Annotated in this window: 14 protein-coding genes; 7 read left to right on the top strand and 7 right to left on the bottom strand. The window is 60.7% G+C overall.

Going from position 1 to position 21,876, the window contains the following annotated elements; all coding sequences use genetic code 11:
• Positions 1 to 86: 86 nt before the first annotated feature.
• From zipA to BLU48_RS03365, 3 genes are all read right to left on the bottom strand, one after another.
• Entirely contained in the window at positions 87 to 950 is an 864-nt protein-coding gene (gene zipA / locus BLU48_RS03375) for a cell division protein ZipA (protein ID WP_046071683.1), read from the bottom strand.
• 258 nt (positions 951 to 1,208) lie between these two features.
• Complete coding sequence (smc, locus tag BLU48_RS03370; RefSeq protein ID WP_057023118.1) at positions 1,209 to 4,697, bottom strand: chromosome segregation protein SMC; 3,489 nt, start codon at positions 4,695 to 4,697, stop codon at positions 1,209 to 1,211.
• 2 nt (positions 4,698 to 4,699) lie between these two features.
• A complete protein-coding gene (locus BLU48_RS03365; RefSeq protein WP_046071681.1) occupies positions 4,700 to 5,359 on the bottom strand; it encodes a GntR family transcriptional regulator in 660 nt (219 codons plus the stop codon).
• Between the two features lie 280 nt (positions 5,360 to 5,639).
• On the opposite strand from BLU48_RS03365, the gene xdhA reads away from it, so the two are divergent.
• The 4 genes from xdhA to guaD are packed head-to-tail and all read left to right on the top strand — an operon-like array spanning position 5,640 to position 11,687.
• Positions 5,640 to 7,088 (top strand): xanthine dehydrogenase small subunit, encoded by a 1,449-nt coding sequence (gene xdhA, locus BLU48_RS03360; RefSeq protein WP_057023119.1) that lies wholly within the window; start codon positions 5,640 to 5,642, stop codon positions 7,086 to 7,088.
• Complete coding sequence (gene xdhB, locus BLU48_RS03355; protein WP_057023120.1) at positions 7,081 to 9,480, top strand: xanthine dehydrogenase molybdopterin binding subunit; 2,400 nt, start codon at positions 7,081 to 7,083, stop codon at positions 9,478 to 9,480. Before xdhA ends, xdhB begins: the two co-directional genes overlap by 8 nt.
• A gap of 50 nt (positions 9,481 to 9,530) precedes the next feature.
• Entirely contained in the window at positions 9,531 to 10,370 is an 840-nt protein-coding gene (xdhC, locus tag BLU48_RS03350; RefSeq protein WP_057023121.1) for a xanthine dehydrogenase accessory protein XdhC, read from the top strand.
• Positions 10,371 to 10,382: 12 nt separating this feature from the next.
• Positions 10,383 to 11,687 (top strand): guanine deaminase, encoded by a 1,305-nt coding sequence (guaD, locus tag BLU48_RS03345; protein ID WP_057023122.1) that lies wholly within the window; start codon positions 10,383 to 10,385, stop codon positions 11,685 to 11,687.
• A gap of 139 nt (positions 11,688 to 11,826) precedes the next feature.
• Here the strand turns inward: guaD and BLU48_RS03340 are convergent, their stop codons facing one another.
• The gene (locus BLU48_RS03340; protein WP_057023123.1) at positions 11,827 to 12,591 is read right to left on the bottom strand and encodes a GntR family transcriptional regulator; all 765 of its coding nucleotides are present in this window, start codon (positions 12,589 to 12,591) and stop codon (positions 11,827 to 11,829) included.
• Between the two features lie 225 nt (positions 12,592 to 12,816).
• Here BLU48_RS03340 and BLU48_RS03335 point away from each other — a divergent pair, with 225 nt between their 5' ends.
• Positions 12,817 to 14,007, top strand: coding sequence for a benzoate/H(+) symporter BenE family transporter (locus BLU48_RS03335; RefSeq protein WP_057023124.1), 1,191 nt, complete (start codon positions 12,817 to 12,819; stop codon positions 14,005 to 14,007).
• A gap of 40 nt (positions 14,008 to 14,047) precedes the next feature.
• On the opposite strand, the gene BLU48_RS03330 is transcribed toward BLU48_RS03335, so the two are convergent.
• Entirely contained in the window at positions 14,048 to 14,392 is a 345-nt protein-coding gene (locus BLU48_RS03330) for a YggL family protein (RefSeq protein WP_010208515.1), read from the bottom strand.
• Between the two features lie 236 nt (positions 14,393 to 14,628).
• Between BLU48_RS03330 and dacB the strand changes: the two genes are divergently transcribed.
• On the top strand, positions 14,629 to 16,089 hold the full coding sequence (gene dacB, locus BLU48_RS03325) for a D-alanyl-D-alanine carboxypeptidase/D-alanyl-D-alanine endopeptidase (protein WP_057023125.1): 1,461 nt from the start codon (positions 14,629 to 14,631) through the stop codon (positions 16,087 to 16,089).
• Positions 16,090 to 16,170: 81 nt separating this feature from the next.
• On the opposite strand, the gene BLU48_RS03320 is transcribed toward dacB, so the two are convergent.
• Together BLU48_RS03320 and rlmKL are read right to left on the bottom strand one after the other, a co-directional pair.
• A complete protein-coding gene (locus tag BLU48_RS03320; protein WP_057023164.1) occupies positions 16,171 to 18,597 on the bottom strand; it encodes a sensor domain-containing diguanylate cyclase in 2,427 nt (808 codons plus the stop codon).
• Between the two features lie 231 nt (positions 18,598 to 18,828).
• Positions 18,829 to 21,093, bottom strand: coding sequence for a bifunctional 23S rRNA (guanine(2069)-N(7))-methyltransferase RlmK/23S rRNA (guanine(2445)-N(2))-methyltransferase RlmL (rlmKL, locus tag BLU48_RS03315; protein ID WP_057023126.1), 2,265 nt, complete (start codon positions 21,091 to 21,093; stop codon positions 18,829 to 18,831).
• A 542-nt stretch (positions 21,094 to 21,635) separates the two neighbouring features.
• Between rlmKL and rmf the strand changes: the two genes are divergently transcribed.
• Positions 21,636 to 21,851, top strand: a complete 216-nt coding sequence (gene rmf, locus BLU48_RS03310; RefSeq protein WP_002553055.1) for a ribosome modulation factor — start codon at positions 21,636 to 21,638, stop codon at positions 21,849 to 21,851.
• The last annotated feature ends 25 nt before the right edge of the window (positions 21,852 to 21,876 follow it).

Below are 21,876 nucleotides of genomic sequence, written 5' to 3'. Positions count from 1 at the left end.
GGTGTTCTCTCATAAAGCAAAAGAGCAGCCGAAGCTGCTCAATATGTTAGTGCATGGATTCTACAGACAACGCTTATGATCGAACCTCAGCGTTTCTGTGTCAGGGCGCGACGCTCGAACTCGACGATGCGCTGACGGTAGTGTTCGATGGTCTGGGCGGTCAGGACGCTGCGTTGGTCGTCCTTGAGCTCGCCGTTGAGTTCCTGGGACAGCTTGCGGGCCGCCGCCACCATCACGTCGAACGCTTGTTTCGGGTGACGCGGGCCCGGCAGGCCGAGGAAGAAACTCACCGCCGGGGTGCTGAACAGGTCGATATCGTCCAGGTCGAAGGTGCCCGGCTTGACCGCGTTGGCCATGGAGAACAGCACTTCGCCATTGCCGGCCATGCTTTCGTGGCGGTGGAAGATATCCATCTCGCCAAAACGCAGGCCGCTTTCAAGGATGTTCTGCAACAGTGCCGGGCCTTTGAAACCACCGGCATCGCGGCAGATCACGCTGATCACCAAGACTTCTTCGGCGGCCGGCTGATCGTTCACCGATTGGCGCGCTGCGCTTTTGGTCGGGGTCTCGTCGGGGAAATCGTTGTCGCGGCTGCTGAAGCTCGGGCCATCATCGACGTCGAGGTTCAGGTCGCCCTGGTGCGGTTCGGCTACCGCTGCACTGCCACGCTTGCCGCGCTTGGACGACGGCTCGCGAGCTTCACGCACCGGCGCGCTCATCGACGGCAAGTCGTGCTCGTCCAGTTGCGGCTCTTTATGGGTATCCAGCACACGGGGCGGCCCCAGCAGCTCGGCGCTGCCGTCGTCGTCGGGCAGGTTGGACAGGTTTCGGTCCAAGCGGAACTTGAGCTTACCCTTGCCACCGCGCATACGGCGCCAGCCATCAAAAAGAATACCGGCAATGACAATAATGCCGATGACGATCAGCCACTCGCGCAGACCGATTTCCATGTAATCCCGTGCCTCTATAAAAAATGCTGAAAAATAAGGGGTTTAGCACCGTGCAAACCGCTTTAAAACGTGGCGCCAACTCTATGTTCTGGCTGACGTTTTGCCCACGCACACGAAAAATTGACATTAAACTAGCACGACCAAAGACAACTTTACACCGTCTGTCAAAATGCCTTGAACAAATATGTCCATTTGCCACTTTCGCCAGACCGGTAAACCACCCTACGTCGTGCCGTAAATCCTCTCTCTTGGCTGGACTCAGGATTCCACCATCGCCATCGCTTCTTCCACATCCACCGCGACCAATCGCGAACAACCCGGCTCGTGCATCGTGACCCCCATCAACTGATCGGCCATTTCCATGGCGATCTTGTTGTGGGTGATATAGATGAACTGCACGGTCTGGGACATCTCTTTGACCAACCGAGCGTAGCGTCCCACGTTAGCGTCATCCAGCGGTGCGTCAACTTCGTCGAGCATGCAGAACGGCGCCGGGTTCAACTTGAAGATGGCAAATACCAGGGCCAATGCGGTCAGGGCCTTTTCGCCGCCGGACAACAAATGGATGGTGCTGTTCTTCTTGCCCGGAGGCCGCGCCATGATCGTTACCCCTGTATCGAGTAGATCTTCGCCCGTCAGTTCCAAGTAAGCGCTGCCACCACCGAAAACTTTTGGGAATAACGCCTGTAAACCGCCATTAATCTGATCAAAGGTATCTTTGAAGCGGTTGCGGGTTTCCTTGTCGATCTTGCGGATCACGTTTTCCAGGGTATCCAGGGCTTCCACCAGATCGGCGTCCTGGGCATCCAGATAACGTTTGCGCTCGGACTGCTGCTGGTACTCATCGATGGCCGCGAGGTTGATCGCGCCCAGGCGTTGAATGCGTGCGGCAATCCGTTCAAGTTCTTCTTCGGCGTCCTTCTCGTTGGCCTGGGCGGTCAGGGTGTTGAGCACGCCGTGCAAGTCATAGCCATCTTCAAGCAACTGGTCTTGCAAGGTCTTGCGCCGCACAGTCAAGGCTTGCCATTCCATGCGTTGCTGTTCGAGCTGGCCGCGGATCAACTGGGATTGCTGCTCAGCCATGGTGCGGCGTTTTTCAGCATCGCGCAGCTCGCGGTCGGCATCCTCGAGGGCGATCTGCGCGGTCTTGAGTTCTTCGTCGACGGTCATGCGCTTATCGAGCAACTCTTCGAGCTTGAGGCGCAGCTCTTCCAATGGCGCCTCGCCCTCCTCCAGGTTCAGGCTCAGTTGCTCGCGCTTTTCGGTCAGGCGTTCGGACTGCATCTCCAGGCGCTCGAGGGCCTGACGCGTGGAGTCGTGCTGGGCGCGCAACGAGCCGAGGCGCACCGCTAGCTGGTGGGCATGATCCTTGTGCTGGCGCGCTTCCTGGCGCACGCGGTCGAGGCGTTCGCGCAGGCTGTCGCGCTGGGCCAGCAGCAACTCGCGCTGCTCGGTGTCCAGGGCCATGCTGTCGAGGGCTTCCTGCAATTGCAGGCGGGCTTCGCCGATCTGTTCGTGTTCCAGGGCGCGCTGCTCGCCCATCTCGGCCACTTCTTCATCGAGGCGGGTGCGGCGCAGGGTCAGTTGTTCGACCTTGGCCTTGCTCGCCGACAGTTGCGCTTTCAATTCGCCCTGCTGGCGCGCTTCGTCCTGCAACAGCCGGCGCAGGTGTTCGCGACCGGTCTCCTGCTGGCGCTGGGTGGCGCGCAGGGTTTGCAGTTCGGTTTCCAGGCTTTCGAGGGTGGCTTCGCGCTCTTCACGCTCGGCGGTCAAATTGACGATTTCCTGGCCACGGGCCAATACGCCGCTTTCGGCTTCACTGGCACGGCGTACCCGCAGGAAGTGGCGGCCGATCCAATAACCGTCGCGGCTGATCAGGCTTTCGCCGGCCGCCAACTGGCCGCGCTGGGCCAGGGCCTGCTCAAGTGACTCAACCGGCTTGACCTGGCCCAGCCACGGCGACAAGTCAATCGCCGCTTCAACCTTGTCCAGCAAGCTGCCCGGCACCCGCGTGCCATCGGCCGCAGGGCTGAGCAGGCGCAAGTCGCCCTGGGCAAAGCCGGCCAGGTCGAAGCCGCCAAAATCGTCCACCAGCACGGCTTGCAAATCGGCGCCCAAAACGGTTTCCACCGCCAGCTCCCAACCGGCCTCTACCTTCAAGCCTTCGGCCAGGCGCGGGCGCTCGGCCAACTGCTGATCGCGCAGCCATTCGGCCGTGCCGGTGCCAGGGTCCAACGCCGCTTGCTGGAGCGCTTCAAGGGATGCCAGGCGACCATTGAGACGCTGCAAATCCCCCTGGGCCTGCTGCTGCGCCTGGGTTGCCGTGTGCAATTGCTGACGCAGTTGCTCCAAGCGCTCCACTTGCTGTTCTTCGCTGGCCTCCAGCTCCTCGAGGGTCATTTCGCTTTCGGCCAGTTGCTCGCTCAACTGCATGATCGCCGCGTCTTCCGGGTCGGCGGCGAGCAATACGCGCTCTTCCTGCAGACGGCGCTGGCGTTCGGCCAGGCGTTCCATGCTGGTTTCCAGCTGCTGGATGCGCGACTGCTGCACCTCGGCCTGGCGGCGTGGCTCGGCCGATTTCAGGTTGAAGGCGTCCCACTGCTCCTGCCAGCCGTGCATGGTGGTTTCGGCTTCTTCCAGGGCGGCGGCGGCTTCTTCGGCGGCAGCGCTGGTGATTTCCTGCTCGGGGGTGAGCATGTCCAGCTCTTCGCCGAGGGTCAGCAGCAAGGTGCGGTCATGGCCCAGGTGCGATTCGGTTTCCAGGCGCGCGCGTTCGGCTTCCTTCAGGTCATCCTGCAACTGGCGCAGGCGCTGCTGGCCGTGCTGGATGCTCTGCTCGACCCGGGCGATATCGCCGCCCACTGAATAGAAACGGCCCTGCACCAGATTGAAGCGTTCGGAGAGTTCATGGTGGCCGTCACGCAGGCGCTCGATGCTGGCGTCGGCGTTGCGCTGCTCGGCCACCAGCGCTTCGAAGCTGATTTCCTGGGTGCCAATGATCGCTTCGCGCTGGCCCACCTGGTCATTCAGCGCCTGCCAGCGCAGGGCCGAGAGTTGTGCCTTGAGCTGGCGTTCTTCGCCCTTGTATTCCTGATACTTCTCGGCGGCCTGGGCCTGACGGTGCAGGCGCTCCAACTGGCGCTCCAGCTCTTCGCGCAGGTCAGTCAGGCGGGCGAGGTTTTCATGGGTGCGGCGGATACGGTTTTCGGTCTCGCGACGACGCTCCTTGTACTTGGAGATACCCGCCGCTTCTTCGATAAAATTGCGCAGGTCTTCGGGCTTGGCTTCGATCAGCTTGGAGATCATGCCCTGTTCGATGATCGAATAACTGCGCGGGCCCAGGCCTGTGCCGAGGAAGATGTCGGTGATGTCGCGACGACGGCACTTGGTGCCGTTGAGGAAGTAGCTGTTCTGGCTGTCGCGGGTGACTTTGCGGCGGATCGAGATTTCCGCATAGGCCGCGTACTCACCGACCAGAGTGCCGTCGGAGTTATCGAACACCAGCTCGATGCTGGCCTGGCTCACCGGCTTGCGGCTGGTGGAGCCATTGAAGATGACGTCGGTCATCGACTCGCCGCGCAGGTTTTTTGCCGAGCTCTCGCCCATCACCCAGCGTACGGCGTCGATGATATTCGACTTGCCGCAGCCATTGGGCCCCACCACTGCCGCCATGTTGCTGGGGAAGTTCACCGTGGTGGGGTCGACGAAGGATTTGAACCCCGCCAATTTGATGCACTTGAGCCGCACGTCTAGGCGTCCGCCAACGCAGCGATCACCAGCGAGCTGCTGCGCTGGCAGTAAGCCGACAGCACCAGGCGAATTTGCACCAGGTCACGGGCCAGTACGGCGGCCAGTAATTGCTCGAACAGCGCCAGGTATTCGCTCATGGACGCCTTGCGTTGGTCCAGGGCCAGGTAATAAGCGCGGTTCATCGCCGGTTGCAGGTTCTCGACGGTTTCCTGCAGATACGGATTGTTGGCGAAGGGGTAGGCGGCGCGCATCACATTGAAGCTTTCTTCGACGAAGGCGCGGATATCCTCGCGCTCGTAACTGGCTTGCAGGCGTTGCTGGATCTGCAGGAACGGCGCCATGTCGGCCTGGGTCTGCCAGCCTTCGGCTACCGCATTGCCGAGCAGGATGTACATCTCGCCCATCAAGGTGCACAGGCTCTGCACCTTGTGCGCGGTGAGCTCGGTGACATGGGCACCCCGACGCGGCAGGATCGCGATCAGGTGGCGGCGCTCGAGGATCAGCAAGGCTTCACGCACGGAACCACGGCTGACGTTGAGCGCCAGCGTGACCTTCTGTTCCTGGATCCGCTCCCCAGGCTTGAGATCGCCGCGAATGATACGTTCGGCGAGGTGGTGAGCAATTTGCTCGGCGAGACTGTCCGGCGCCTTGAACGTCATGTTTTCCCTTCAAAATCTTCTATCGGTACAAGCGCGGCAGTGTAGCGCATTGGCCCGCTGATGGCGCTACGCCCACCGTGGCGAATTTGGCATGAAATAAGCAACGATGAAAGCCTGCACGCCGCCCAAAACGCCGGTTCCAGAAGACTGGACCATAATTGAAAGTGTTGCGATCGCATTTTCTTGACCCTTAAGTCAGAAAAACATTGACCGAAAAGTCAGACGTGACTAGATTCGGCGCAAAGCGGTTAACAACAATAATGAGTCTGCGAGGCCTTCCGTGATCCAGTTTTTACTCAACCAGGAACTCCGTAGCGAGCACGCCCTGGACCCCAACCTGACCGTGCTCAACTATCTGCGTGAGCATGTGGGCAAGCCCGGTACCAAGGAAGGCTGCGCCAGCGGCGACTGCGGTGCGTGCACCGTGGTGGTCGGCGAATTGCACACCAACGATCAGGGTGCCGAGCAGATTCGTTATCGCAGCCTCAATTCCTGCCTGACCTTTGTCTCGTCGTTGCATGGCAAGCAACTGATCAGCGTCGAAGACCTCAAGCACCAGGGCCAGTTGCACAGCGTGCAACAGGCGATGGTCGAGTGCCACGGTTCGCAGTGCGGCTTTTGCACCCCGGGCTTTGTGATGTCACTGTTTGCCCTGCAAAAGAACAGCGACACCCCCGACAGCCAGAAAGCCCATGAAGCCCTGGCCGGCAACCTGTGTCGCTGCACCGGTTATCGCCCGATCCTCGCCGCCGCCGAACAAGCCTGCTGCAACAAGCCCCTGGACCAGTTCGACAGTCGCCAGGCCGACACCATCGCCCGTCTCAAAAGCATCGCACCGACCCAGACCGGCGAACTCAATAGCGGCGACAAACGCTGCCTGGTGCCGCTGACCGTCGCCGACCTGGCGGACCTCTACGATGCCTACCCCCAAGCCCGCCTGCTGGCCGGCGGTACCGACCTGGCGCTGGAAGTCACCCAGTTCCACCGCACCCTGCCGGTGATGATCTACGTTGGCAATATTGAAGAAATGAAGCGCATCGAGGACTTCGACGACCGCCTGGAAATCGGCGCGGCCACTGCCCTCTCAGACTGCTACGCCGCGCTGCACCATGAATACCCGGACTTCGGCGAACTGTTGCACCGCTTCGCTTCCCTGCAGATCCGCAACCAGGGCACCCTGGGCGGCAATATCGGCAACGCCTCGCCGATTGGTGATTCGCCACCGCTGCTGATTGCCCTGGGTGCGCAGATCGTCCTGTGCAAAGGCAACACCCGTCGCACCCTGGCACTGGAAGACTATTTCATCGATTACCGCGTCACCGCCCGCCAGGACAGCGAGTTCATCGAGAAGATCATCGTACCCAAGGGCCATGCACTGTTTCGTGCCTATAAGGTGTCCAAGCGCCTGGACGATGATATTTCCGCAGTCTGCGCCGCCTTCAACTTGAAGATCGACAATGGGGTAATCAGCCAAGCCCGTATTGCCTTCGGCGGCATGGCCGCCACGCCAAAACGCGCAAAAAGCTGCGAAGCCGTGTTGGTGGGCGCTACCTGGAATAGCGCCACCGTGGAAAAAGCCTGCGTCGCCCTGGCCGAGGATTTCACGCCGCTGTCGGACTTCCGCGCCAGCAAGGAATACCGCCTGCTCAGCGCGCAGAACCTGCTGCGCAAATACTTCATCGAGCTGCAAACGCCGCACATCGAGACTCGGGTGACCGCATATGTCTAACCATCACGCCGTCGTAAAGACCCAGGCCGAACTGGCCGAGCTGTTTGCCCAGAACTTGACCTCCGGGGTCGGCCGCAGCGTCAAGCATGACAGCGCCGCCAAGCACGTCAGCGGCGAAGCGCAGTACATCGATGACCGCCTGGAATTTCCCAACCAGTTGCACCTGTATGCGCGCCTGTCCGACCGTGCCCACGCCCGCATCCTCAGCATCGACACTGCGCCCTGCTACGCCTTTGATGGCGTGCGCATTGTCATCACCCATGAAGACGTACCGGGCCTGAAAGACATCGGCCCATTGATGCCCGGCGACCCGTTGCTGGCCATCGACACCGTGCAGTTCGTCGGCCAGGTGGTGCTGGCCGTGGCGGCCCGCGACTTGGAGATTGCGCGCAAGGCGGCGATGGCGGCGGTGATCGTATATGAAGACCTGGAGCCGGTGCTGGATGTAGTCGAGGCCTTTCGCAACAAGCATTTCGTGCTCGACAGCCACACCCACCAACGCGGCGATTCGGCCGCGGCGCTGGCGAGCGCCAAGCACCGTATCCAGGGCACCCTGCACATCGGCGGCCAGGAACACTTCTATCTGGAAACCCAGATTTCCTCGGTGATGCCCACCGAAGACGGCGGCATGATCGTCTACTGTTCCACGCAAAACCCTACCGAAGTGCAGAAGCTGGTGGCCGAAGTACTCGACGTGTCGATGAACAAGATCGTGGTCGACATGCGCCGCATGGGCGGTGGTTTTGGCGGCAAGGAAACCCAGGCCGCCAGCCCGGCCTGCCTGTGCGCGGCGGTGGCGCGCCTTACCGGCCAGCCGACCAAGATGCGCCTGCCACGGGTCGAAGACATGCTCATGACCGGCAAGCGCCACCCTTTCTATATCGAATACGACGTGGGCTTCGACGACAGCGGCCGCCTGCACGGCATCAACCTGGAACTGGCGGGTAACTGCGGCTGCTCGCCGGACCTGTCCAACTCGATTGTCGACCGCGCCATGTTCCACGCGGACAATTCCTATTACCTGGGCGACGCCACCGTCAACGGCCATCGCTGCAAGACCAACACCGCGTCCAACACCGCCTACCGCGGCTTCGGCGGCCCCCAGGGCATGGTCGCCATCGAGGAAGTGATGGACGCCATCGCTCGCCATCTGGCCCTCGATCCGTTGGCGGTGCGCAAGGCCAATTACTACGGCAAGACCGAGCGCAACGTCACCCATTACTACCAGACCGTCGAACACAACATGCTCCAAGAGATGACCGCCGAGCTCGAAGCCAGCAGCCAGTACGCCGAGCGCCGCGAAGCGATTCGCCTGTACAACGCCCACAGCCCGATCCTGAAAAAGGGCCTGGCGCTGACCCCGGTGAAATTCGGCATTTCCTTTACCGCCAGCTTCCTTAACCAGGCCGGTGCGTTGATCCACATCTACACCGACGGCAGCATCCACCTGAACCACGGCGGCACCGAGATGGGCCAGGGCTTGAACACCAAGGTCGCCCAGGTGGTGGCTGAAGTGTTCCAGGTGGACATCGACCGCGTACAGATCACTGCCACCAACACCGACAAGGTGCCCAACACCTCGCCCACTGCCGCTTCCAGCGGTGCGGACCTGAACGGCAAGGCCGCGCAGAATGCCGCCGAGACCATCAAGCAGCGCCTGGTGGAATTCGCCGCGCGCAAGTACGACGTCAGCGAAGCGGACGTGCAGTTCCGCAACGGTCATGTGCGTGTTCGCGAACAAATCCTGACGTTCGAAACGTTGATCCAGCAGGCGTATTTCGCCCAGGTCTCGCTGTCGAGCACCGGCTTCTACAAGACCCCGAAAATCTTCTACGACCGCAGCCAGGCGCGTGGCCGGCCGTTCTACTACTTCGCCTTCGGCGCCGCCTGCTGCGAAGTGATCGTCGACACCCTGACCGGCGAATACAAGATGCTGCGCACCGACATCCTCCACGACGTGGGCGCCTCGCTGAACCCGGCCATCGACATCGGCCAGGTCGAAGGCGGCTTTATCCAGGGCATGGGCTGGCTGACCATGGAAGAGCTGGTGTGGAACGACAAGGGCAAGCTCATGACTAACGGCCCGGCCAGCTACAAGATCCCCGCCGTAGCAGACATGCCGCTGGACCTGCGGGTCAAGCTGGTGGAAAACCGCAAGAACCCGGAAGACACGGTGTTTCATTCCAAGGCCGTGGGTGAGCCGCCGTTCATGCTCGGGATTGCTTCGTGGTGCGCGATCAAGGATGCGGTGGCGAGTTTGGCTGACTATCGCCAGCAGCCGAAGATCGATGCGCCGGCGACGCCGGAGCGGGTGTTGTGGGGGTGTGAGCAGATGCGGCAGGTGCAGGCGGTGAAGGCCATTGAGGCTGAAACTGAGATGGCTTCGCTCTAGACCGAGGCGCTGCCATCGGCCGAACTGACAACAGTAATGTTGAGGTGAACATGAACAACTGGATCAGCGCCCTCGCCACCCTGCAAGACCAGGGCGAACCCTGCGTCCTGGTGACCATCATCGAAGAGCTCGGCTCCACGCCGCGCAATGCCGGCTCCAAGATGGTAATCAGCGCCGCCCATACCTTCGACACCATCGGCGGTGGGCACCTGGAATACAAGGCGATGCAGCTCGCCCGCGACATGCTCGCCCGCGGCCAGCAGACCACCCACCTGGAACGCTTCAGCCTCGGTGCCAGCCTCGGCCAGTGCTGCGGTGGCGTGACTGTGCTGCTGTTCGAGCCCATGGGACAGGTGCAGGCGCAGATTGCGGTATTCGGTGCCGGCCACGTCGGTCGTGCGCTGGTGCCGTTACTGGCGAGCCTGCCGTGCCGAGTGCGCTGGATCGACTCCCGCGATCAGGAGTTCCCGCAGCACATCCCCCAAGGCGTGCGTAAAATCATCAGCGAAGAGCCGGTCGATGAAATTGCCGACCTGCCAGCAGGCAGTTACTGCATCGTCATGACCCACAATCATGCGCTGGACCTGGAACTCACTGCCGCCCTGCTCAAGCGCAATGACTTCGCCTACTTCGGCCTGATCGGTTCGAAGACCAAGCGCGTGAAATTCGAACACCGTCTGCGTGATCGTGGCTTCGACACCGCGCAGTTGCAACGCATGCGCTGCCCCATGGGCCTCACCGAGGTGAAGGGCAAGTTGCCCGTGGAGATCGCCATTTCCATCGCCGGCGAAATCATCGCCACCTATAACGCCAATTTCGGCCAGCACACTGCCGGCGCCGAACCCATTGCCAAATTGTTGCCGGCTTCGCGCCGCAGCCAAGCTATCTAAATTGAGATAACCATGCCTTTGACTCGCAAAGCCTACCGTGCCGCCATCCTGCATAGCATCGACGACCCTGCCGTCGTTGGCATCGAAGCCTCCTACGAGTATTTCGAAGACGGCCTGCTGGTGATCGATAACGGTCAGATCAGCGCGCTCGGTCACGCCAGCGATCTGCTGCCGAGCCTGCCTGCCGATATCGACATCACCCACTACCAGGACGCACTGATCACCCCCGGCCTGATCGACACCCATATCCACCTGCCGCAGACCGGCATGGTCGGCGCCTATGGCGAACAGTTGCTGGACTGGCTCAACACCTACACCTTCCCGTGTGAAAGCCAGTTCGCCGACAAGGCCCACGCCGAGGAAGTCGCGGATATCTTCATCAAGGAACTGCTGCGCAATGGCACCACCACCGCGCTGGTGTTCGGCAGCGTGCACCCGCAATCGGTGAATGCATTCTTTGAAGCGGCCGAGAAGCTCGATCTGCGCATGATTGCCGGCAAGGTGATGATGGACCGCAATGCGCCGGACTATCTGACTGACACGCCCGAATCCGGCTATCAGGAAAGCAAGGCGCTGATCGAACGCTGGCACGGCAAAGGCCGCCTGCATTACGCGGTGACGCCACGCTTTGCCCCCACCAGCACACCAGAGCAATTGACGCTGGCCGGGAAACTGCTGGGGGAATACCCGGACCTGTACATGCAGACCCACATCAGTGAGAACAAGCAGGAAGTCGAGTGGGTGAAGGAACTGTTCCCGGAACGCAGCGGCTACCTGGATGTGTATGACCATTACAAACTGCTGGGCGAGCGCTCGGTATTTGCCCATGGCGTGCACCTTTGCGATGACGAGTGCGCACGCTTGGCAGAGGCCGGCTCGGCGGTCGCATTCTGCCCGACGTCGAACCTCTTTCTCGGCAGTGGTTTGTTCAACCTGCCGATGGCGGAGAAACACAAACTGAACGTGGGCCTGGGCACCGACGTGGGTGGCGGTACCAGCTTCTCGCTCCTGCAAACACTGAATGAAGCCTACAAGGTCATGCAGTTGCAGGGGGCACGGTTGAGCCCGTTCAAGTCGCTGTACCTGGCGACCCTGGGGGGTGCGCGGGCGTTGCGCCTGGAAGACAAGATCGGCACGTTGCAGCCGGGCACGGATGCGGACTTTCTGGTGCTGGACTACAACGCCACGCCGCTGCTGAGCTATCGCTTGAAGCAGGCCAATACCATTGCCGAGACGTTGTTTGTGCTGATGACACTGGGGGATGATCGAGCGGTGTTGCAGACCTATGCAGCCGGACAGTTGGTGCATCAACGCTGAACCCAGCCACAACACAAAACCAATGTGGGAGGGGGCTTGCTCCCGATAGCGGTGTGTCAGTCAGCCTATCTGCTACTGACACTCTGCTATCGGGAGCAAGCCCCCTCCCACATTTTTATCCCCCAGTGAATCAGGGAGATTACAGTTTTACCGACGAGCGCCCGGGCTTTTTGGTCTGCAATAAATGCGAGAACACCGCATGCAAATCATCCGACGCGCTCTCTTCATCGAGGTTGAGCTTGCTGTCGATGTGGTCCATGTGATGCATCATCAAGTTCACCGCCAGCACCGCATCACGGGCTTCGATCGCGTCGATCAACTGGGTGTGTTCATCATAGGAGCAGTGCGAGCGGTTGCCGCTTTCGTACTGGGCGATGATCAATGAGGTCTGGGACACCAGGCTGCGCTGGAAGCTGATCAGCGGCGCGTTCTTTGCTGCCTCGGCCAGTTTCAAGTGGAATTCGCCCGAAAGACGGATACCCGCACCGCGATCACCGCGGGAGAAGCTGTCGCGCTCGTCATTGACCATCTGGCGCAACTCAGCCAATTGCTCAGCGGTAGCGTGCTGCACCGCCAACTCGGTGATCGCTCGCTCCACCAGACGCCGGGCCATGAACACCTGCCGTGCTTCTTCCACGCTTGGGCTGGCAACTACCGCGCCGCGATTGGGCCGCAGCAGCACCACGCCCTCATGGGCCAGGCGCGACAGCGCACGGCGGATGATGGTGCGGCTCACGCCGAAGATCTCGCCCAGTGCCTCTTCACTCAATTTGGTTCCGGGCGCCAGGCGTTGTTCAAGGATCGCCTCGAAGATATGCGCGTAGACGATATCGTCCTGGGTCCCGCTGCGACCGGCCTTGCCGGCTCGCGGTTGTTTCTTGAGAGGTTGCAACTGTTCGTTCATGGGCACTCGGGTTTGGAGAACGGCGGCGAAATAACGGTAATACGGCAACGACGCTACGCTGGCAAGTATCACCTAAAAACAGTGCACATTGTACACAACCCGATGCGCCAACACACTGTACGGCTGTTTGCGGCCCCGGCTGTATTGCAATGACTCGTTACGTTTGAGTTTAGGCTTGAATCCGCGCCACCACCGGCAAATCCCAGGTAAAAGGAATACCCCTCCATGACCGATGCCACCCAAGCGCCCTTGCGCCCGCTGGCCGACACTTCCGCCTCGGCCATCGTCGCCGGCTTTATCGCCATGATGACCGGCTATACCAGCTCCCTGGTGCTGATGTTTCAGGCCGGCCAGGCCGCCGGCTTGACCACCGCGCAGATTTCCTCGTGGATCTGGGCGATTTCCATCGGCATGGCGGTGTGCAGCATTGGCCTGTCCCTGCGCTATCGCACGCCTATCACCATCGCCTGGTCCACACCCGGCGCGGCGCTGTTGATCACAAGCTTAGGCGGCGTGAGTTATGGCGAGGCCATCGGCGCCTACATCACCTGCGCGGTGCTGGTGACGCTCTGCGGGCTGACCGGCAGCTTTGAAAAGCTGGTCAAGCGGATCCCGGCGTCGCTGGCGGCGGCGCTGCTGGCGGGGATCCTGTTCAAGATCGGCAGCGAAATTTTCGTCGCCGCGCAGCATCGCACCGCACTGGTGCTGGGAATGTTTTTCACCTACCTGGTCATCAAGCGACTTTCACCGCGATACGCCGTGCTCGCTGCGTTGGTAATCGGCACCCTGCTGTCAGGGCTGATGGGGTTGCTGGATTTCAGCGGCTTTCACCTGGAAGTGGCGACGCCGGTGTGGACTACGCCGCACTTCTCATTGGCGGCGACCATCAGCATCGGCATCCCGCTGTTCGTGGTGGCCATGACCTCGCAGAACATGCCCGGTGTTGCCGTACTGCGGGCCGACGGCTACAACGTGCCGGCGTCGCCGCTGATCACCACCACCGGCCTGGCCTCGCTGGTGCTGGCTCCGTTCGGCTCCCACGGAATCAACCTGGCGGCGATCAGCGCGGCGATCTGCACCGGGCCCCATGCCCATGAAGACCGCAACAAGCGCTATACCGCAGCGGTGTGGTGCGGGGTGTTCTACGGGATTGCCGGAGTATTCGGCGCCACGTTGGCGGCACTGTTCGCAGCGCTGCCAAAGGAATTGGTACTGTCGATTGCAGCCCTGGCGCTGTTTGGCTCGATCATCAATGGGCTGAGCATTGCCATGAATGAGCCGAAGGAACGGGAAGCGGCGCTGATCACCTTTATGGTCACGGCGTCAGGCTTGACGTTGTTTTCCATCGGTTCGGCGTTCTGGGGGATTGTGGCGGGGGTGTTGACGCTGCTGATTCTGAATTGGCGCAAGGCATAAAAAAACGGCGACCCTCAGCAGGTCGCCGTTTTATTTAGTATCACTTGGCCGCGTTGATCGGCTTTTCCGGATACCACACGTCCAGCAGCGGGCTGACTTCAGCCTTGGTCAGCTCGGAACGGGTTTTCAGCCAGGCCTCAACAGCAGCGCGCTGCTCTTCGGAAACCGAGCCACGCTTCTGCAGGCAAACCAGACCGTAGTCGTCGCCGCCGACATAGCCCAGACCGTTGGCTTCCATGGCTTCTTTGATGAATGCTTCGAGGAAAGCGTCGATAGCTTCTTCACTCAGGCCTTCTTTGAAGTCCAGGTTCAGTTCGAAACCCAGCTCTTGAAATTCATCAACGCACAGTTTTTTGCGCAGACGCTGGGAACGGTTAGTCGCCATTGGAACAATCCTCATAAGTAATAACGGGCGGCACTTTAGCAGTTTAAGGCGGCAATTGCCCGACTCTCTGGGACGGGCGGGCAAAAGCCGACAAAAAAACCACAATTAGCAGCTATCGTTGAGCTACAAGTGGTTCCAGCTTGGGGCATAATGCCGACACTTTCGTGACCATTGAGGGATTTTCTTTCATACCCCCTCGCCTTTTCACCCTCCTCAGCAGTAGGGTTTTACCTCTTATGATCAAATCTTTACGTTCAGTGTTATTCGCCGGTTTTCTCTTGCCACTGGCCTTCTGCGCCACTGCTGCCCCGATTAATACCACCCTGCCGCCCAGCGTTGCCCAGGCCCTGCAGAAAGCCAAGCTGCAAAACACCGCGCTGTCCCTGGTGATGCTGCCGCTGAACGGCCCCGGCACCCCCACTGTGTTCAACGCCGATGTCTCAGTGAACCCGGCCTCCACCATGAAGCTGGTCACCACCTACGCGGCCCTGGAAATGCTCGGCCCCAACCACCAGTGGAAGACCGAGTTCTACACCGACGGTACCCTCAGCGGCGGCGTGTTGCGCGGCAACCTGTACCTCAAGGGCGGTGGCGACCCCAAGCTGAACATGGAAAAACTCTGGTTGCTGATGCGCGACCTGCGCGCCAATGGCGTGCAGCAAGTCACTGGCGACCTGGTACTGGACCGCAACTTCTTCAACCAGCCGCAATTGCCTGAGTTCAACGACGATGGCAACGACGAAAACAAGCCGTTCCTGGTCAAGCCCGACGCCTTGCTGGTCAACCTCAAGGCCCTGCGCTTCGTGACCCGCAATGATTCGGGAAGGGTCATCGTGTCGGTCGAACCGCCGATTGCCAGCATTCGCATCGACAACCAAGTGAAAGCCACCAACGCCAAGCAGTGCACCGGTGACGTGCGCTACAGCCCCGTGACTGCCGCTGACGGCAGTGTGACCGTGACTGTCAGCGGCCAACTGGCGGATGGCTGCAGCTCGCAGACCTACCTGTCACTGCTTGACCACGCCACCTACACCGCCGGTGCCGTGCGTGCAATCTGGAAGGAGTTGGGCGGCACCATCCAGGGCCGTGATATCCAGGCGCCGGTGCCCAAGGATGCCAAGGTCCTGGCCCGTGCGTTCTCGCCGGACCTGGCGGAAATCATCCGCGACATCAACAAGTACAGCAACAACACCATGGCCCAGCAGTTGTTCCTGAGCCTGGGCGCGCAGTTTCGCAACGATGCCGATGGGGACGATGCCAAGGCCGCGCAACGCGTCGTGCGCCAGTGGCTGGTGAAGAAAGGCATCACCGCGCCGCACCTGGTGATGGAGAACGGCTCAGGCCTGTCCCGCGCCGAACGAGTCAGCGCCCGCGAGATGGCGGCCATGCTGCAAGCGGCCTGGAGAAGCCCCTATGCGGCGGAATACATCAGCTCGATGCCGATCGCCGGTACTGACGGCACCATGCGTAAACGTTTGAAGACCACCGCCATGCGCGGCGAAGCCCATGTGAAGACCGGCACATTGAATACCGTGCGTGCCATCGCCGGGTTCAGCCGCGACAACAACGGCAATACCTGGGCGGTGGTAGCGATCCTCAATGACAACAAACCATGGGGTGCCTCGTCGGTGCTGGACCAGGTGTTGCTGGACCTGTATCGCCAGCCGAAGGCGGTGGCGGCCGCGCCGGTTCTCTAAAGCATCACATCACCCTGTAGGAGCGAGCTTGCTCGCGAAAATCGTCAACGTTAACGCGTGTTTCCTGAATAAACGCGGCGTCTATGGCTTTTTCGCGAGCAAGCTCGCTCCTACAGGCATTAGGGCTTGCCCACTCCCACACGCCTCGACCCGGTCCCTGCCCGCCTGCTTGGCCACATACACCGCCGAATCCGCACGCAGCAGCAACCCATCTATATCCTCATCGGCCCGCCAACTGGCCACGCCAAAGCTGGCGGTGACGATACCCACCGGTTCCATCGACGTATTGCGCAACGACTGCCACAACTGCGTCGCCAGGCTATAAGCCTGGACGCCATCGGTGCCGGGGCACAGCACCGCGAACTCTTCGCCGCCCAGCCGGCAGAATACATCGGTACGCCGCAAACGCTGGCCAATGCGCTTGCACAACTCCTGCAATACCCGGTCGCCCATGGCGTGGCCGTGCTGGTCGTTGATTCGCTTGAAGTGATCGATATCGAGCATGATCAACGACAGAGTACCGGCGCTGCGGTTAAGGCGGAGCATCTCGACCTTGAGGCGATCCTGGAAATAACGGCGGTTATAAATGCCCGTCAATGAATCGGTGATGGACAGCGCACGCAGCTCTTCCTCGACCCGCTTCAGATCGGAAATGTCCGAGACATAGCCGTGCCAAAGCGTACCGCCTCCCGGTAATTCCTCCGGCGTCGCCTCGCCGCGAATCCAGCGCAGACCCCGTTGCGGCAATTGCACGCGGTACTCTTCGCGCCAGTGACTCAATTGCAGGGCCGACAAACGAATCGAGGCCCGCACACGCTCGGCGTCCAACGGGTGAATGCGCTCGAACACCGTGCGCGCATCCTGTTGCAACACGCCGAGTTCAATTTCATAGATATCGCGCATGCCTTGGCTGGCGTAGATGAAACGCCAGTTGTCCTGGGGTTCCAGGGTGAACTGGAAGATTCCGCCAGGCACATGACTGCTGAGCTTTTTCAGCAAGCGGTCCCGCGCGGCAAGGGCTTCGTAGGCGCCCTTCTGCGCGGTGATGTCCAGGTAAATCGCCAAATGCCCGACCCATAGGCCGTAGTCGTCCAGCAGTACCGTTACCAGCATGTTGACGGTCAGTTGGCTGCCGTCCTTGCGCTGCAGCGTCCATTCGCGGGCTTCATGTTGACTGTCGGGGGTTTCCACCAGCATCGCCTGACTCGGCGGGATGCGCTTGCCCAACGCCGCACTCAAGGGCACAGCGCGTGCTTCAAGTTCCGAGGCCAGGTGCAGGCTTTCCAACTTCAGGCGGCCCAGCACCTCTTCGCTCTTGAGCCCCAGCATGCGTTCGGCGCCAGCGTTGAAGGTGTTGATCACACCGCGCAAGTCGGTAGCGATGATCGCCACTTGGGTCGCCGCGTTCAGCACACTGCGCAGCTGACCATGAGCCCCACGTAACTCCTGCTCTCGCAAGCGCAACTGCACGGTACGCTGCTCCACCAGTTTCAACGCGCGCTGGCGCTGGCTGACCAACACGTAGAGCAAGGCACTGAGCAAGGCACTGAGCAGCACGCCCATGGCCAGGACGGTGTTCATCGACGAGTGATTCGCCATGTCGAACACCTGGCTCGCACGCACGCTCAGGGCGTAGACATGGTCACCGAGGGCAAGACGGCGCGTAGACGACAGGTCACTGCTGCCCAGTGCATTGCTCGACGCATATAACTCCCGCTGCTGGCTATCGGAAGTATCGACAATCTGCATCACCAGGTTGTCGCGGTTCGGCTTGGGTAAACCGTCGGTCACCAGCTGGCGCATGCTGATCACCGCCATGACAAACCCGTAGGGCTCGGTATCGCCAGCTTTGATGACCGGCGCTACCAGCAACACCCCGGCCGCATAGGCAGGCTCGACACCCACCAATTGCATGGGTTGTGACACCGCAGGCTTGCCGCTTTGTTGCGCACGTTCCAGGGCTGAGCGGCGCAAGGGCTGGGCCAGCAGGTCAAAACCCAAGGGGGCGCCCAGCAGGCTTTGCGTCTGGCTGTAGAGTACCGGGACGTATTCATCGCGCTCGGTGGCCGGCACCAACTCGCCCAAGGCATTCAGTTCACGGATCGCAAAAGGTACGTCGCGCTGGCGGGAGATTTGTTGTTCAAACTGGCTGCGCTGCTCGCGAAATACCCGCGGCGCCCAGGAATAGGCACGGGCATGCAGCAGCAGCGGCTGGGCAAAACCGTCGAACTCGCTACGGGACACATCAGCGGAATTGGCGAAGAAACGCTGCAAGCTACCCAGGCGTTGTTCCTGGTCTTCGAAACGTTCCTGGATACGAGTGAAGCGTTCGTTGACCAACAATTGGAAACGCTGGTGCACCTGCTGCTGATACAGGTCGGCCGCCGCCCACGCGACAACCACCGTCAACGCGCTACCGACCGACAGTACGACCAACGCCACCAGCCAGGCCGACGCCTGCTCACTGATAAAACCAAGGATTTTCGGGCGACCGGCTTGCATCGGCATGGGCAACACTCGCAACGCCAGCGTGCGGGGGCGTCACTATGGCTAGGCTTTCAGTTATAGCCATTGGCCCAGGGTTTGACCAGCGTAAAAACTGCGGGCGCTTGATGTGGAGAGGGTTTGCTCCCGATAGAGGTGTATCAGTCAATACATCGAGTGACTGACACTCTGCTATCGGGAGCGAGCCCCCTCCCACACTGGATACTCAGCGCATTCAGAACGCCTGATGTTTAATCAGCGTGCGGTGATTTTCCAGGCCCGGTGGATCTTCGCATTGCGCGCAAAATCCGGGTCGATGGTCTTGTCGCTGATCTCCTCGACCGCATAGCGTTCACTGAGGTTGTCTTCCAGCTGGAACTTGCGGAAGTTGTTGGAGAAGTACAACACGCCACCCGGTGCCAGGCGGGCCATGGCCAGGTCGAGCAATTGCACGTGGTCACGCTGCACGTCGAAGATGCCTTCCATGCGCTTGGAGTTGGAGAAGGTCGGCGGGTCGATGAAAATCATATCGAACTCATCGCGGCTGGCCTCCAGCCATGCCATGACGTCACCCTGCTCCAGCCGGTTTTTGTCGGAGAAACCGTTGAGCGAGAAGTTGCGACGCGCCCAGTCCAGGTAGGTCTTGGACAGGTCTACGCTGGTGGTGCTGCGCGCACCTCCCTTGGCGGCGTGCACACTGGCGGTGGCGGTGTAGCAGTACAGGTTGAGGAAGCGCTTGCCCGCCGCTTCCTTCTGGATACGCATGCGCATCGGGCGGTGATCGAGGAACAGGCCGGTATCCAGGTAGTCGGTGAGGTTGACCAGCAACTTCACGCCGCCTTCACTGACTTCGGTAAACTTGCCCTGGGCGCTCTGGCGTTCGTATTGCTTGGTACCGCTCTGGCGCTCACGACGCTTGACCACCACGCGGCTCTTGTCGACGTTGAGTGCCTGGGGAATCGCTGCCAGGGCATCGAACATGCGGGCCGAGGCTTTTTCCGGGTCGATGGATTTCGGCGCGGCGTACTCCTGCACGTGCACCCAATCGTGGTACAGGTCGATAGCCATGGAGTATTCAGGCATGTCAGCGTCATACACACGGTAGCAATCCACGCCTTCACGCTTGGCCCATTTGCCCAAGAGCTTGAGGTTCTTTTGCAGGCGGTTGGCAAACATCTGCCCGCCTTCGCTCAAGCGCGCCTGTTCTACCACAGGCGCCGGGGCCGGCTTGATCGGGTTGCCGTTCTTGTTGTACTGGCGCTCTACCGGCTCGGTCGGGGCCTGGTCGTAAGCCGCTTGCTCACGCTCGGCCTGGCGCTGTTCCGGGGTACGGCGCTCGCCGGTGACGAACTGATCCGGGTTGACCTTGATCAGCAGCAATTTGCACGGCAATGCGCCGTTCCAGAAGGAATACTGCTTGTGACTGCGGATGCCCATGCGCTTGCCCAGGTCCGGCGCGCCGGTGAACACCGCCGCTTCCCAGCCCATGCAGGCCTGGCGCAGGCGCTCGCCGAGGTTCTGGTAGAGGTACAACAGGCTGGCTTCGTCACCCAGGCGCTCGCCGTAGGGCGGGTTGCAGATCACCAGGCCTTTCTGGTTCTGGTCCGGGCGCGGCTCGAAGGTGCCGACTTCGCCCTGGTACACCTTGATCCAATGGCTCAGGCCAGCGCGCTCGATGTTGTTGCGTGCCGGCTGGATCAGGCGTGGGTCAGCTTCGTAGCCGCGTACCCACAACGGCGGTTTGTTCATGCCGATGGCCGCGCGTTCGGTGGCCTCGCTGTGCAGCTTCTTCCACAGCGCCGGGACGTGGCCCAGCCAGGTGGTGAAGCCCCACAGTTCGCGGTTGAGGTTGGGGGCCATGTCGGCGGCGATCATCGCGCCTTCGACCAGGAAGGTGCCGACGCCGCACATCGGGTCAGTCAGCGCGCCGCCTTCGGCGGCAATGCGTGGCCAGCCGGCGCGGATCAAAATCGCTGCCGCCAGGTTCTCCTTCAACGGTGCCGCGCCCTGCTGCAGGCGGTAGCCGCGCTGGTGCAGGCTGTGGCCGGACAGATCCAGGGACAGGATCGCTTCGCCACGGTCCAGGCGCAGGTGAATGCGCAGGTCCGGGTTGATTTTGTCGATGGACGGACGTTCGCCGGTCGGGGTGCGCAGCTTGTCGACAATCGCATCCTTGACCTTCAGCGCGCCGAAGTGGGTGTTGTCGATGCCCGAGCCATGACCGCTGAACTCCACCGCCAGGCTGCCATCGGGCACCATGTGGTCGGCCCATTCGATATCCAGCACACCATGGTAGAGGTCTTCGGCGTCCTTCATCGGGAAGCGCTTGAGCACCAGCAGCACACGGTTGGCCAGGCGTGACCACAGGCACAGGCGATAGGCGGTTTCCATGTCGGCCATGCCGCGCACAGCTGAGGTGTGCTCGCGGGCTTCCTCAAGGCCAAGCCCGACGGCTTCCTCGATCAGCAGGCCTTCGAGGCCCTTGGGGCAAGTGAGGAAGAGTTCAAAACGGTCCGACATGGGGCATTCCAGGCTTTTCAGCAATAAATGAACGGGCGACGCATCGCCGGCTCGGTTTTCAATCAAGCACTTTTCTTGAAGAGTGCTCGCGTGGCACGAATGTGCCGTCCCACCCCGTCTGACGGGCCCTCGGGCCTTTATTGACGGGGCAGAGAGAACTTTTTAGCGATTACATCCGCAACAAAACGAAATATTCTGACCCTTCGTCGAATAATAACCGACTGCAACAGGCGGAAATTCTCACTAAAGAATTAAACCCTTTCTCTTTGCAGGGCACATCATAGCTGGCTTTGCCCAATAAAAGGGACGAAAAGCCATTCCAGCTTATGGCTATAGCATCGTTATCGTTACGTGCTTATGACAAAACGATCATTGAATCCATGTGACCTATTGGTTAGAACTCAACACAGGTTGGCGCCGTACGACGCCGACACATCGGCTCGCCACGCCGGCAGCGAGCCCACCAACGGCAGAAAAACTCTGCCCGGCCTTGGACAAGGCCGAAGGATATCTAGACAGTCAACAAGTGAGGGAAACACCCTATGAGAAGACTTAAGCGTGATCCGTTGGAAAGAGCATTTTTACGCGGATATCAATATGGTGTTCATGGAAAATCCCGTGAGCTTTGCCCATTTACTCTACCGTCGGTACGCCAAGCCTGGATCAACGGCTGGCGAGAAGGACGCGGCGACAACTGGGACGGTATGACTGGCACTGCGGGCATCCACAGACTCAACGAACTTCACGCCGTCGGCTAATCAGGGCACTTAAATTCCGACACAC

The sequence above is a fragment of the Pseudomonas synxantha genome (genome assembly GCF_900105675.1).
Taxonomy (GTDB): domain Bacteria; phylum Pseudomonadota; class Gammaproteobacteria; order Pseudomonadales; family Pseudomonadaceae; genus Aquipseudomonas; species Aquipseudomonas synxantha.
Note: the sequence above shows the minus strand (reverse complement) of the source record. Positions and strands in the feature narration are given on the sequence as shown.

Coding starts and splice junctions, on each gene's coding strand:
- xdhC (WP_057023121.1), top strand. CDS start 9,531: ATGAACAACTGGATCAGCGCCCTCGCCACCCTGCAAGACCAGGGCGAA.
- BLU48_RS03330 (WP_010208515.1), bottom strand. CDS start 14,392: ATGGCGACTAACCGTTCCCAGCGTCTGCGCAAAAAACTGTGCGTTGAT.
- guaD (WP_057023122.1), top strand. CDS start 10,383: ATGCCTTTGACTCGCAAAGCCTACCGTGCCGCCATCCTGCATAGCATC.
- BLU48_RS03340 (WP_057023123.1), bottom strand. CDS start 12,591: ATGAACGAACAGTTGCAACCTCTCAAGAAACAACCGCGAGCCGGCAAG.
- BLU48_RS03365 (WP_046071681.1), bottom strand. CDS start 5,359: ATGACGTTCAAGGCGCCGGACAGTCTCGCCGAGCAAATTGCTCACCAC.
- dacB (WP_057023125.1), top strand. CDS start 14,629: ATGATCAAATCTTTACGTTCAGTGTTATTCGCCGGTTTTCTCTTGCCA.
- BLU48_RS03335 (WP_057023124.1), top strand. CDS start 12,817: ATGACCGATGCCACCCAAGCGCCCTTGCGCCCGCTGGCCGACACTTCC.
- rmf (WP_002553055.1), top strand. CDS start 21,636: ATGAGAAGACTTAAGCGTGATCCGTTGGAAAGAGCATTTTTACGCGGA.
- rlmKL (WP_057023126.1), bottom strand. CDS start 21,093: ATGTCGGACCGTTTTGAACTCTTCCTCACTTGCCCCAAGGGCCTCGAA.
- BLU48_RS03320 (WP_057023164.1), bottom strand. CDS start 18,597: ATGCCGATGCAAGCCGGTCGCCCGAAAATCCTTGGTTTTATCAGTGAG.
- xdhB (WP_057023120.1), top strand. CDS start 7,081: ATGTCTAACCATCACGCCGTCGTAAAGACCCAGGCCGAACTGGCCGAG.
- zipA (WP_046071683.1), bottom strand. CDS start 950: ATGGAAATCGGTCTGCGCGAGTGGCTGATCGTCATCGGCATTATTGTC.